The following is a 13,053-nucleotide window of genomic DNA, read 5'->3' as shown; positions in this document are numbered from 1 at the left end:
AGAGGTCAGCGAACCATCCGCATGATGATGGGCCGGTGGTCGGACAGCGTGGTGGAGAGCACGGATCCGCTGGTCGTGGTGACCCCGCGGGTGTAGACGTAGTCGATGCGCGCGTCGCCGAGGGTGGGCTCGGGGGCGTACCTGGCGCCGGTGTCCACCCAGCCCGCGCTCACGAACCGCTTGGACAGCGCGTCCGTGGGCGGCGCGTTGAAGTCGCCGGTGAGGATCAGGCCGGTCCTGGTGCCGAAGTAGTCGAGCACCTTGGCGGCCTGCGCCTCGCGGCGGGCGACCGAGGTCTCCGACAGGCCGGGCGACAGGTGCGTGGTGAACACCCGCACCTCCGCGCCGCCGCCGAGGTCGAGCCTGACCCCGGCCATCGAGCGGTTGACCGGGCAGGTGGCGAAGTCCGTGAGCGGGATCGTCACCCGCTCGACGATCCGGAACGACGACAGGACCGCGTTGCCCGCCTTGCCCGGCTGCGGGGCGTCGCAGGGCCCGACGTCGTCACCGGCGCCGAAGTGGGCGTTGGCGGTGATGTCCCAGCCGAGTTCGTCGGCGAGCTGGCGTACCTGGTCGGCTTCCGGCTTGCGGTGGATCTCCTGGAGGGTGACGACGTTGGCGCCGTTGTCGCGGATCACCTTGGCGATGGCCTTCATGTCGGCGGTCTCGCCATGGATGTTCCAGTTGAGTACGACGACGCTGACCGCCGCGTTGGCCGCTGCGGACGGTGCGGCGAGCAGGGCGCCGGTGAGGACGGCGAGCGCGGCGATGACGGGGGCACATCTTCTTGCACGCATGCTTTGTGATCTTACGGACATATATCACATAAGTCAGCAGCTCCCCAGTATCCCCTCCATAGCCGCCTTCTCCGCCGAAGTCACCCATACACCGTATTTCGCCTTCACCTCGATCTGCCGGGCGATGTAGGTGCAGCGGTACGCCTTGCGCGGCGGCAGCCAGGTGGCGGCGTCGGAGTCGCTCTTCTGGCCGTTCAGCGGGCCGTCCACGGCCATGAGGTTCAGCGGGTCGTTGGCGAACTCCTTGCGCTTGGTCGCCGACCACTGCTGCGCGCCCTTCTGCCAGGCGTCCGACAGCGGGATCACGTGGTCGATCTGCACGGCCGTGCTGGTGTCCTGGCCGCGTTTGAAGTCGATGGTCTTGCCGCTGTACGGGTCGTGCAGGGTGCCGGTCAGGACGATGCAGTCCTTGGTGCCGGACTTGAACGTCTCGTCCACGAGGTCGCGCTTGAGTATGTCGTTGCGGGTGTCGCAGCCGTTGCGGTCGACGTCGGACCAGGCGGGGCCGAACTCGTCGCGGTCGAAGCCCGTCTTGGGGGCGCGGCCCTTGACGGCGAGCCCGTCCAGTTTCTCGCGGGCCTCGGAGATCGAGGCCGGGTCCTGCTCCGAGGTCTGCCCGCCGCCCGACTGCGCTTGGAGTCCCCCGCAGCCCGCCAGCGCCGCCACCGCGACCAGACCGGCCGCCAACGCCCGTACCCGCACATCCGCCCCCAGACTTTTCACCATGTTTCCGTAAAGTCTAGGTAATACCCTGATATAGACCTATAGGCCGTCGATCGCGTCGAGCAGCCACTCCGCCAGATACCTGGTGAAAGACGACCTGACGTAGATCCGGTAGGTCTCGGGGTCCCGCCGTTCCAGGACGACCGAGGTCCTGCCGAGCAGGGTCTGGGCGTGGCCGGGCAGCGTGTGCAGGTCGAGGGGGCAGCCGGTGATCAGGACGTCCTCGGCCGCCGGGCCCGACAGCTCCAGGACCGTCCGCTGGCCCGACACGTCCACCCAGTCCCGCCGGGGTTCCGCGGCCCCGCGGACGAGCCACCAGGACGGGCCCAGCCGCAGGCCCACCCCCGGATCCGGGCCCCGGGTCTCCCACATGGGCTCGAACGGCACCTCGCGCAGCCGTACGGACGCGCCGCCCGCCGCCTCGAACCGGGCCGCGAACGCGGCGGCAGGACTCTCGGCCCGGACCTCGAACGCCCGCCCAGGACCCGCCTCCCGCCCTCTCACCGCCTCCGCTGAAGGCTCGCCCTCGCGCCGGGCGTTGTCCGGGTCGTAGAAGACGGGCTCCACGACGGTCACCGGCAGGGCCGTCCCCCCTGACACGGCGACGAGCCGATCGCCGGGCACCACGTCCCTGACCAGGGCCAGGCAGAACGTGCGGCCCAGCGCGGGCCCGACATAGCTGGAGGTCACGTGCCCGAGCATCGGGGCCGGTGAGGGGCCGGCGGCGATCAGTTGGGAGCCTTCCGCCACCAGTGCGGCCGGATCGTCGGGCAGCAGGCCGACCAGGTGCCTGCGGCCCGCCCTGGCGGTGTCGGGGCGGGCGTGCGAGCGGCTGCCGACGAAGTCGGGCTTGCGCGCGGAGACGATCCAGGACATGCCGAGGTCCTGCGGGGTGACGGTGCCGTCGGTCTCCTGCCCGACGATCGCGAACCCCTTCTCGGCCCGCAGCACGTGCATGGTCTCCGTCCCGTACGGCACCGCGCCCGCCGCCAGCACCGCCTCCCACAGCGCCCGCCCGTACGCCCACGGCACGTTGACCTCGTAGGCCAGCTCACCCGAGAAGCTGATCCTGAACACCCTGCCGGGCACGCCCAGCACGTCGGTGGCCGCGTACCGCATGAACGCCAGGTCGAGCGCCCCGGGCGCGACCGACGCGAGCACCGTCCTGGCGCGCGGACCGGCGACGGCCACGGTGGCCCAGTGGTCGGTGACCGACGTGAACGAGACGTCCAGGCCGGGCCACTCCGTCTGGTGCCACTCCTCCAGCCGGTCGAGCACCGCGGCGGCGTTGCCCGTGGTCGTGGTCATGAGGAAGTGGTCCTCGGCCAGCCTGGTCGTGGTGCCGTCGTCGAAGACCATCCCGTCCGCCCCGCACATGAGGCCGTAGCGGCAGGCGCCGACGGGGAGGGTGGAGTAGAGGTTGGTGTAGATCCGGTCGAGGAAGGCCCCGGCGTCCGCGCCGCGTATGTCGATCTTGCCGAGGGTGGAGGCGTCCATGGCGGCCACGCCGGTGCGGGCCGCGTGGCACTCGCGCCGGACGGCGGCCCGCATCGTCTCGCCGTCCCGTGGGAAGTACCACGGGCGTTTCCACTGGCCGACGTCCTCGAACACCGCCCCTCTGGCCACGTGCGCGTCGTGCATGGCGGTGGTCCTGACGGGGTCGGACAGCTCGCCACGGTCGCGCCCGGCCAGGGTGGCGAAGGAGACCGGCGCGTACGGGGGCCGGAACGTGGTGGTGCCCACCTGGCCGGGATCCGCGCCGAGGAGCGTGGCCATGACGCCGACGACGACCGCGCCCGAGGTCTTGCCCTGGTCGGCGCCGGTTCCCGCGGTCGTGTAGCGCTTGACGTGCTCGACCGAGCGCATGCCCGTACCGGCGGCCCTGGCCAGGTCGGCCACGGTCACGTCGCGGTGCAGGTCCGCGAAGGCGGGCTCCTCCGGCTCTTCGGCGACGTCCGCGTCACCCGTGGCGCTTTCGACCGCCCACAGGGCGGCAGGCGGGCGCGGGGGCCGTTCGTCGCACTCGGGCACCCGCAGGCCGCGCGGATGGTGCCCGGCGGCCTCGGCCCCGGCCGCGTAGCCGTCCGCGATGGCCTCGCGGGTGCCGTACAGGCCCCTGCAGGCCCCGGCGGACCGCTCCGCCTGGGCCGAGGCGCCCGGCACGAACGCCTGCAGCGCCTCGTCGAACCGGACCCGCCCCTGCGACTGGCTGAACAGGTGCACGGCCGGGTTCCAGCCCCCGGCCACGGCCAGCAGGTCGGCCTCGAAGTTTGCCGAGCCCACCCGGACGCCGGTGAGCACGCCCTCCTCGTCACCCGTGGTGCCGGTGACCACCTGTCCGGCCAGGGCGCCGGGCGAGCCGGGGCGCGGGTCGACGATCGCGGCGATCTCCACCCCGGCCGCCGCCAGGTCCCGCGCCGCCTCGTACCCGGAGTCGGCGCACGCGAAGACCACCGCCCGCCGCCAGGGCGCGACCCCGTACCGGTTCGCGTACGCGCGGGCGGCCGAGGCCAGCATCACGCCCGGCCGGTCGTTGCCGGGAAAGGCGACGGAACGCTCGTGCGCCCCCGTCGCCAGCACCACCCGGCCCGCCCTGAGGTGCCACAGCCGCTCGCCCCGCGCCCGCCGTTCCACCGCCACCACGTAGTTGTGGTCGTAGTAGCCGACAGCGGTCGTACGGGTGAGCACCCGGCCCGGCAGGTCGAGCCCCACCACCCAATCGGGTGCGGGCGCGCCGTCCAGGAGCAGCCGTGAGTTCAGCAGGTCGCCGCCGAGCCTGGGCTGCTCGTCCACCAGGATCACCCGCGCGCCCGACCGCCCGGCCGCCACGGCGGCGGCCAGCCCGGCGGGGCCGCCGCCGACCACGAGCACGTCGCAGTGCAGGTAGCCCTTGTCGCAGCGGCGATCGTCGGTCGCGTCGAGGTCCACCCGGCCCTTGCCGCGCAGGCTCCACGCCTCCAGCCCGTCGTACAGCTCCACCGTCGTGGCCGTCAGCATCGGGTCCTGGCCCACCCGGACCAGGGCGTTCGGCTCCTCCGCACCGGCGCTGAAGATCCCGCGCGGCCGGCCCAGCTCCACGCTGCGGCCCACCACCCGCACCCCGTTGCGCAGCAGGGCCGCGGCCAGCGTGTCACCCAGCTCGCCCCGCATCGAACGGCCGTCGAACGTGAACCTCATGGCGTCTTCCTGATCTCGTGGGTCACGGTGTGCCGTTCGACGGAGAACCAGGTCCGGCAGCCGTGCACGTGGAACCAGCGTTCGCGGAACCAGCCCTTGGGGTTGTCGCGCAGGAAGACGTACTCGGCCCACTGCCGGTCGGAGAGGGCGGCGGGGTTCTCGGGGTAGGAGATCCCGGCCTGGCCGCCGTAGTGGAACTCGTTCTCGTCGCGCGGGCCGCAGTGCGGGCAGTCGATGAGCAGCATCAGTGCGCCACCGCCGCCGCGCCGTGCTCGTCGATGAGCGCCCCCGTGCTGAACCTCTCCAGCGCGAACGGCTCGGCCAGCGGATGGGGACGGTCGTGGGCGATGGTGTGGGCGTACACCCAGCCGGAGCCCGGGGTGGCCTTGAAGCCGCCGGTGCCCCATCCGGCGTTGACGTACAGGCCGTCGACCGGGGTGCGGCCGATGACCGGCGAGGCGTCCGGTGAGACGTCCACGATGCCGGCCCACGTCCGCAGGACGCGCACCCGGCTGAAGATCGGGAACAGCTCCAGCGCCGCCGCCATCTGCGCCTCGATCACGTGTACGCCGCCCCGCTGCCCGTACGAGTTGTACGCGTCGATCCCCGCCCCCATGACCAGCTCGCCCTTGTGGGCCTGGCTCACGTACACGTGGACGGCGTTCGACATGACCACGCAGTCGAGCACCGGCTCCAGCAGCTCCGACACCAGCGCCTGGAGCGGGTGCGACTGCAGGGGCAGCCGGATCCCGGCGTGCGCGGCCAGCACCGAGGTGTGCCCGGCCGCGGCGAGCGCGACTTTCCCCGCGGCGATCCGGCCGCGCGAGGTGCGCACCGCCGTGACCCGGTTGTTCGCGATCTCGAACCCGGTGACCTCGCAGCCCTGGATGAGGTCGATCCCGTACGCGTCCGCCCGGCGGGCCAGCGCCCAGGCCACGTGGTCGTGCTTGGCGATGCCGCCGCGCCGCTGCAACGTGGCGCCCATGACGGGGTAGCGGGCCCGCGGTGACACGTTGACGATCGGGCAGAACTTCCTGACCTCGTCGGCGTCGAGCCATTCCGCGTCCACGCCGTTGAGCCGGTTGGCGTTGACCCGGCGCCGGCCCTCGCGCACGTCGCCCAGGCTGTGCGCCAGGTTGAGCACCCCGCGCTGGCTGAATTGCAGGTCGTAGTCCAGCTCCGCGCTCAGCCCCTCCCACAGCTTCAGCGAGTGCTCGTAGATCGCCGCGCTCTCGTCCCACAGGTAGTTGGAGCGGATGATCGTGGTGTTGCGGGCCATGTTCCCGCCGGCCAGCCAGCCCCGCTCCAGGACGGCGACGTTGGTCAGGCCGTGGTTCCTGGCCAGGTAGTAGGCGGTGGCCAGGCCGTGCCCGCCGCCGCCCACGACGACCACGTCGTAGGAGGGCCTGGGCTCCGGGTTGCGCCAGAGGAAGTCGGGGTGGGTCAACGTCTGATCTTCTCCATCCCGGGGTCGTACAGCGGCTCGGCGGCGACCTCCGCGGGGACGCGGCGGCCGAAGTAGGAGATGTCCACTTGCGTCCCGGGTGTCGCCAGCTCGGCCGGCAGCCAGGCGTACGCGATGGGGCGCTGGAGGGTGTGGCCGTAGGCGGCGCTGGTGACGTACCCGACCGTGCGGCCGTCGTGCCGGACCGGCTCCTTGCCCATGACCACCTCGGCGCTGAGCAGCGGCACCAGCTTGCGGCGCACGTCCGTGGAGAGCGCGTCGCGGCCGAGGAAGTCCTTGTCGGCCTTGACCGCGAAGCCCAGCCCCGCCTCGTACGGGTTGTGCTCGGTGGTCATGTCCACGCCCCAGAGCCGGTAGCCCTTCTCCAGGCGCAGGCTGTTGAACGCGGCCCGGCCGCCGGCGACCGCCGGCCCGGGGGCCCAGAGCGTGTCCCAGAGCTTGAGCCCCATGTCGGCGCTGGTGTACAGCTCCCAGCCCAGCTCGCCCACGTACGACACCCGCAGCGCCAGCACCGGGACATGCCCGACGTATCCCCTCGCGCAGCCGAAGTAGCGCAGGCCCTCGTTCGACAGGTCCAGGTCGGTCAGCCCCTGCACCAGCTCCCTGGCCCGCGGCCCCCAGACGCCGACGCAGCAGGTGCCCGGGGTGAGGTCGCGCACCCGCACCCCGCCGGGGGCGTGCCGGGTCAGCCAGTCGAGGTCGAGGTGGCCGTTCGCGCCGACCTGGAACGTGTCCTCGTCGAGCCGGGCCACCGTGAGGTCGGAACGGATGCCGCCGTGCACGTCCAGCAGCAGGGTGTAGGTGACCGAGCCGGGCTTCCTGTCCACGTTGTTCGTGGTCATCCGCTGCAGGAACGCCGCCGCCCCCGGCCCGGCGACCTCGATGCGCTTGAGCGGCGTCATGTCGTACAGGGCCACCCCCTCCCTGGTGGCGTACGACTCGGCGGCGGCGATCGGCGACCAGTGCCGGCCCGCCCACGCGTCGCGCCGCCCGGTGCCCGTGAGCGCCTCGGAGTCGCCCCGCCGTACGAGGTCGGCCAGCAGCGGCGCGTTGGCCTCGAACCACTGCGGCCGCTCCCACCCGGCCCCCTCCAGGAAGTACGCCCCCAGCTCCCGCTGCCGCTGGTGGAACGGGCTCGTACGCAGCGGCCGCGGCGACTCCATCGGCTGCAACGGGTGGATGACGTCGTAGACCTCGACGAAGTTCTGCCTGCCGCGCTCCTCGACGAAGGCGGGCGAGAGCTGCGCCTGCTCGAACCGGTTCAGCTCGCACTCATGCAGGTCGACCTCGGAACGCCCGTCCACCAGCACCTCGGCCAGCGCCCGCGCCACCCCGGCCGAGTGGGTCACCCAGACGGCCTCGGCCAGCCAGAACCCGTCGAGGTGCGGGGCCTCGCCGATCAGCGGGAACCCGTCGGGGGTGAAGGAGAAGATCCCGTTGATGCCGTCCTCGTACTTGGACTCGGCCAGGGCCGGCAGCAGCTCGACCGCGTCCCGCCAGGCCGGGTCGAAGTCCTCCGTGGTGAACGCCTGCACCGAGGGCATGGTGGTGGCCTTCCGGCCGATCTCGTCCTGGGTGACCGGCATGGGGCGGTGGGCGTAGGAGCCGATGCCGACGCGGTCGCCGTGCTCCCGGAAGTACAGGTCGCGGTCCTGGTGGCGGAGGATCGGGCCCGGCTCGTTCGCGGGCCGCCGCATCGGCAGCGGGCCCGACTTGGCGTACTGGTGGGCCAGGGGCAGCAGCGGCACGGTGAGCCCGGCCAGCGCGCCGATCGAGGGGCCCCAGAAGCCCGCCGCGCACACCACCACGTCGGCCGGGATCGTACGGTACTCGCCCGAGGTCACCACCGTCACCCCGGTGACCCGGCCGCCGCGCTGCTCGATGCCGACCACCGTGTGCCGCGGCAGGAACCTGGCCCCGCGCTCGGTGGCCCGCGCCGCCTGCGCCCGGCCGCACGCGACCGCCGCCGCCAGCCCGTCGCCCGGCACGTGGAAGCCGCCGAGCACCTTGTCCCGGTCGAGCAGCGGCCACAGCGCGGCGCACTCCGCGGGGTCGAGCAGGCGGGCCTCGACGCCCCACGACTCGGCCCAGCCGTGCTTGCGGTGCAGGTCGAGCCAGCGTTCCGGGGTGGTGGCCACCTCCAGCCCGCCGACCTGGCGGAAGCACTCAGCGCCGAGTGCCGCGTACTTGCCGGCGGTGTAGGCGGCGAACCCGGTCATCGTCTTGGACGGGTTGGTCTGGAAGACGAGGCCGGGGGCGTGCGAGCTGGATCCGCCGGTGGCGAAGAGCGGGCCCCGGTCGACGACCGTGACGTCCGTCCACCCCCGCTCGGTCAGCTCATCGGCCAGGGCGCAGCCGACGATCCCCGCTCCCACGATCACCAGACGAGGTCGGCTCATGGCGCCTCCGGTTGTTCCTTAATACGCAACACGCGCCGGACTACGCAACGACGATAGAGTCCAGGACCCGCCGGAACAAGAGCCACGCGAGCCGCCTTACCCCGCCGATCCGGACAGCGAGGGCGTCCACGACGGCGTCACCGGCGGAGATCATTTCCGTGCGCGGCCCGGCCGAGTACGCTGACCTCGGATCATCGCAGGGGAAAGGGCGACATGGCGCAACGTCGCTTACTCGAGGGGCTCGGTGTCACCGTCACCGAGGAGACCGCCTACCGGGCCCTGCTCCGGCACGGCCCCGCCACGCTGAGCGAGCTGGCCGCCGAGACCGGCTCGTCGGCCGCCGCCATCCGCCGCATGCTGCCCCGGCTGGAGGACCTGGCGCTCTGCTCCCGGGTCGCCGGACGGCCGCTGCGCGTGGTCGCCACGCCGCCGAACATCGCCGTCGACATCCTGGTCGCCCGCCGCCAGGAGGAGATCACCCACAGCAGGGCCGCCGCCGCGCTGCTGGCCACCGAGGTCGCCGAGCGCGGCGGGCCGCATCCGGAGGAGGTGCTGGAGGTGGTGACAGGGCGCGACGCGGTGGCCCGGCGCTACCTCCAGCTCGAACGCAACGCCACCCAGGAGATGCTGGTGCTGGTGCATCCGCCGTACGCGGTGGACATCAGCGACGACAGGGAGAACCGCCAGCGCGCGGCCCGCCAGGGCGCGCTCGTCACCCGCGGCATCTACAGCCCGCTGGCCTTCGAGCAGCCCGGCATGCTGGACCACACCCGCCGCGCCGTCGCCGACGGCGAACAGGCCAGGCTCGGCCAGGTGCCCGTCAAGCTGGCCGTCGCCGACGCCCGCACGGCCATCCTGCCGCTGGTCTCCGACGAGGACCGGGCCGTGGAGAGCGCGCTCGTGGTGCACCCGTCGGCGCTGCTGGACGCCCTGGTCGGGCTGTTCGAGACGTTGTGGCGGGCGTCCGTCCCGCTGCGCCTGGCGGAGGACACCCCGGGGCCCGAGGCGTGGCCGCAGGCCCCCGACACGGAGGTGCTGACCCTGCTGGCGGCCGGCATGAAGGACGACGCCATCGCCCGGCAGCTCGGGCTCAGCTCGCGTACGGTGCAACGCCGGGTCCAGGTGCTCGTCGATCACCTGGGTGCCAGGACCCGCTTCCACGCCGGCTTCCTGGCCGCCCAGAACGACCTCCTGGCCGAGGGCGACGGGCTCAGGTGATCAGGATCCCGCCGTCCACCGGCAGCGTCACCCCCGTGACGTACGACGCCGCGTCGCTCGCCAGGAACACCGCGGCCGCGACCAGCTCGTCCGGATCGCCCGCCCGCCCCATGACCACCCGCGACTCCAACATCCTCGGCAGATAGCCCGGCGGGTACTGCTCGGTCATCTCCGAGGCGAAGAACCCGGGCTCCAGGCAGTTGACCCGGATGCCACGCCGCCCGGTCCACTGCTGCGCCAGGTCGCGGGTGAGCCCGGCGACCCCCGCTTTGGACGCGCTGTAGGCGGCCTGCGGCAGCCCGGCCGTGGTCTCGCCGAGCACGCTGCCGATGTTCACGATCGACGAGCCGGGCCGCATCACCCTGGCGCACGCCTGCGCCATCCAGTAGGCGCCGTGCAGGTTGACGTCGATGACGCGGCGGAACTCCTCCGGGGTCTCGCGCACCGCGGGCACGGCCGTGCCGACCCCGGCGTTGTTGATCAGCACGTCGACGCCGCCCATCGCCTCGACGGCGGCGGCCACGAGCGCGTCGCAGTCTTCCGGCCTGGACACGTCGGTCGCCACGGCCAGGCAGCGGCGGCCGGTCTCCTCGACCTGCCGCCGCGTCCGCTCCAGCCGCTCGGCGCGCCGGGCGCCGATCACCACGTCGGCGCCCGCCTCGGCCAGGCCGCGGGCGAAGGCCACGCCCAGCCCCGACGACGCCCCGGTGACGATCGCGACCTTGCCGTCGAGCCGGAACCGCTCCAGCACGTCAGCCCCACCTTCCACCCGGACGACCACGCGCGGCACGCCCCCGGCATGACGCGGCGGCGGCGCGGGAGAGCGGCCCGCCACCCCGACGCGGTGCGGGTGCGGCCTGGTAGAGCGGCACACCGCCCCGAAGTGGTGCGGGTGCGACTTGGTAGAACGGCACGCCGCCCCGAAGTGGTGCGGGTGCGACTTGGGAGAGCGGCACGCCGCCCCGAAGTGGTGCGGCGGCCGCGGGGAAAGCGGGCCTAGAGCCCGTATTCCTTGACGATGCGCTCGTGCCGCTCGACCTCGACGTCGATCTCACGGGCCAGGTCGAGCCAGGCCAGCGGGTGCACCCACCGCTCGGTGGCGTCGTCGAGCAGCGCGTCGACCTCGTTGGCCGAGACGTTGGGCGGCACCGCGACCCAGCCGAACACCCCCGGCAGCGGCTCGCCGGAGCTGGGGTGGGTGACGGTGTAGTTTTCGTCGCTGTAGACCCACATCGGCCAGCCGCGCTCGGCCATGACCTCGGTGAACTCCGCCCAGTCCGACTCGCCCGGCGCGGCGCCGTCGAAGAAGAAGCTGGTGTAGCCGCCGGGCCGCAGGATGCGCACCGCGGCGAACGGGGGCACGAAGTTCTGCTGCTCCTGCGGGTCGTCGGGGACGGGCTCGAGGAGCTGCGGGTCGAAGACGACCAGGTCGCCGGCGTTGTAGTCCATCCCCCGCGGCTGCGGCAGGGCCAGCCGGGCGGTGGCGGGGCCGGTGCGGATGGACAGCACCTGGCGCTGGCCGCCGTCGGGCGCGGGCAGGATGAGCCTGATGAGGCCCATCTCCTCCTCGATCGGGCCCTCGTTCGACTTGATCGGCATGCCGATCTTGGCCGCGCCCTTGCGCACGGTCTCCCAGTCTTCCGCCGAGGTGGCCATGACGATCATGCGCCAGACGTCCTCGTCGGTCAGCTCGTCGAGCACCTCCAGCAGCACCTGGGCCGCCCGGGGGTTCTGGTCGAGCTGCTGGGCCGCGCCGGACAGCAGGCGGCGGGCCTCGATGCCGGCCCCGGCGGCGATGGCGTGCTCGCCCGAGTCGACGGTCTCCTGCCAGCGCTCGCGGGCGCTGTGGAGCCTGGCGAGCGTGAGGTGCTGGGCGGCGTGCGGCAGCAGCGCGGCCATCTGCTCCAGCCGCTCGTCCTGGCGGGCCTCGATGAGCAGCGTGGTCAGGTAGGCCACGTCGTCGGGGTCGGCGGTGGCGATGCCGTCGGTGTCGACCAGCATCTTCCAGTAGATGTCGGCGCCGGTGGCCGGGTAGCCGAGGAAGCCCATCGTGGTGGTGTGGCGGCGGGTGGCCTCGAGATCCTGGCCGGACAGCGGGGCCAGCCAGCCGACCCACCTCTCCGGGTCGGCGTTGAAGCCGTCGGCGGCGTCGAACAGGCCCACCAGCTCTTCCCGCGGGCCGGGGGCCTCGGGCTCCTCGGTGGTGTCGGCGGCGGCGCGCAGGGCGGCGATGCGCTCGGCCACGCCCGCGTTCTCGCGCAGCTCGGCGGCGGCGGACTCGGCCACGTCGGCCAGCAGCCTGGCCTGCCAGGCGCCCTTCCTGCCGAGGGCCAGCTCGCCCGCGACCAGCGCGAGCTCGACGCGGGCGCGGTAGCCGCCCATCATGCCGAAGTAGTCGATCCACTGGCGCACGACGCGGCCGAGCTGCCAGGTGTTGGTGATCTGGGCGGAGTCGGCGAGCTTGCTGACAGCGTGGGCCCACTCGACCCAGACGCGCGGGTGCTCGCCCACCACGTCGAGGTCGGGCAGCGCGTCGACGGCCTCGGCGGTGCGGCCCAGCGTGGCCAGGATCAGCGCGCGCCGCACGCCGTCGCGGTGCTCCTTGGCCACCGGGTCGTCGGCCTGGAACTCGGCCGCGGCCTGCAGCGCGTTGAGCGCGTCTTCTGCGCGGCCGGCGGCCAGCAGCGCGCGGGCGCTCTCGGCGCCCAGCTCCCAGCTCGCCTCGCGGCCGGCCGTGCGCAGCCGCTCGACGGCGGACTCGGCGTAGGTGACCGCCTCGTCGGGCTTGCCGGCGTCGATGAGCGCGGCGACGTATTGGGTGACCAGCCCGGCGAAGGCCGGCTTCTCGGGGCTCAGGCCCTCGATGTGGCCGCCGAGCGTCTCCAGGCGCTCGGCGGCGTGGCCGGGCCCGTCGGTGTTGGCCCACGCGACGGCCAGCGCCTCGACGGCGGCCACGGTGGCCGGGCACTCGCGGACGTCTTCGCGCTGAGCGAACGACAGGAGCTGCTGGGCGTCGTCGAGGGCGACCGCTCCCTGGGCCCGGTCGCCGATGCGGCCGACCAGGTGCCAGTAGCGGGAGTAGAACTCGAGCCAGGGCAGCTCCAGCGCCTCGGCCTGCTGGGCGATGGCCGGGGCCATGACGTCGAGCTGCGGATATCGGCCCTCGTAGGCCTGTGCGGGGAGGTCTCCCAGCGCCATGGCGAGGCCAACGTTGCCCGCCTCGGAAAGCTGCTGCTGGGTTTCGCCGACCCAGGCCCAGATGTCCACGTCCATG

The 13,053-nt window shown here is 73.1% G+C and carries 9 protein-coding genes; 1 reads left to right on the top strand and 8 read right to left on the bottom strand.

Annotated elements, in window-relative coordinates; genetic code table 11:
• Positions 1-5: 5 nt before the first annotated feature.
• From ACZ6S0_RS19700 to ACZ6S0_RS19675, 6 genes are read right to left on the bottom strand one after another with little or no spacing between them, the layout of a single operon-like run.
• Positions 6-797: an endonuclease/exonuclease/phosphatase family protein gene (locus ACZ6S0_RS19700; protein ID WP_465919393.1), complete on the bottom strand. Its 792-nt coding sequence runs from the start codon at positions 795-797 to the stop codon at positions 6-8.
• 33 nt (positions 798-830) lie between these two features.
• The gene (locus ACZ6S0_RS19695; RefSeq protein ID WP_465919391.1) at positions 831-1,523 is read right to left on the bottom strand and encodes an HNH endonuclease family protein; all 693 of its coding nucleotides are present in this window, start codon (positions 1,521-1,523) and stop codon (positions 831-833) included.
• Between the two features lie 36 nt (positions 1,524-1,559).
• Positions 1,560-4,697, bottom strand: coding sequence for a 2Fe-2S iron-sulfur cluster-binding protein (locus tag ACZ6S0_RS19690; protein ID WP_465919388.1), 3,138 nt, complete (start codon positions 4,695-4,697; stop codon positions 1,560-1,562).
• Entirely contained in the window at positions 4,694-4,942 is a 249-nt protein-coding gene (locus ACZ6S0_RS19685) for a sarcosine oxidase subunit delta (protein WP_465919385.1), read from the bottom strand. The genes ACZ6S0_RS19690 and ACZ6S0_RS19685 overlap by 4 nt, the downstream gene beginning before the upstream one ends.
• Positions 4,942-6,144 carry a sarcosine oxidase subunit beta family protein gene (locus ACZ6S0_RS19680; protein ID WP_465919381.1) on the bottom strand — a complete coding sequence of 401 codons (1,203 nt, stop codon included), beginning with the start codon at positions 6,142-6,144 and terminating at the stop codon, positions 4,942-4,944. Before ACZ6S0_RS19680 ends, ACZ6S0_RS19685 begins: the two co-directional genes overlap by 1 nt.
• Positions 6,141-8,561 carry a GcvT family protein gene (locus ACZ6S0_RS19675; RefSeq protein ID WP_465919379.1) on the bottom strand — a complete coding sequence of 807 codons (2,421 nt, stop codon included), beginning with the start codon at positions 8,559-8,561 and terminating at the stop codon, positions 6,141-6,143. The genes ACZ6S0_RS19680 and ACZ6S0_RS19675 overlap by 4 nt, the downstream gene beginning before the upstream one ends.
• A 213-nt stretch (positions 8,562-8,774) precedes the next feature.
• Between ACZ6S0_RS19675 and ACZ6S0_RS19670 the strand changes: the two genes are divergently transcribed.
• Complete coding sequence (locus ACZ6S0_RS19670; protein WP_465919377.1) at positions 8,775-9,779, top strand: helix-turn-helix domain-containing protein; 1,005 nt, start codon at positions 8,775-8,777, stop codon at positions 9,777-9,779.
• On the opposite strand, the gene ACZ6S0_RS19665 is transcribed toward ACZ6S0_RS19670, so the two are convergent.
• Entirely contained in the window at positions 9,772-10,530 is a 759-nt protein-coding gene (locus tag ACZ6S0_RS19665; RefSeq protein ID WP_465919376.1) for an SDR family NAD(P)-dependent oxidoreductase, read from the bottom strand. The genes ACZ6S0_RS19670 and ACZ6S0_RS19665 overlap by 8 nt on opposite strands.
• Positions 10,531-10,775: 245 nt before the next feature.
• Entirely contained in the window at positions 10,776-13,052 is a 2,277-nt protein-coding gene (locus ACZ6S0_RS19660) for a tetratricopeptide repeat protein (protein WP_465919375.1), read from the bottom strand.
• Position 13,053: the final 1 nt, after the last annotated feature.

It is taken from the genome of Nonomuraea sp. NPDC051298, from assembly GCF_055586305.1.
The sequence above is the reverse complement of the archived record's forward strand: the minus strand, read 5'-3'. Positions and strand labels throughout refer to the sequence as shown.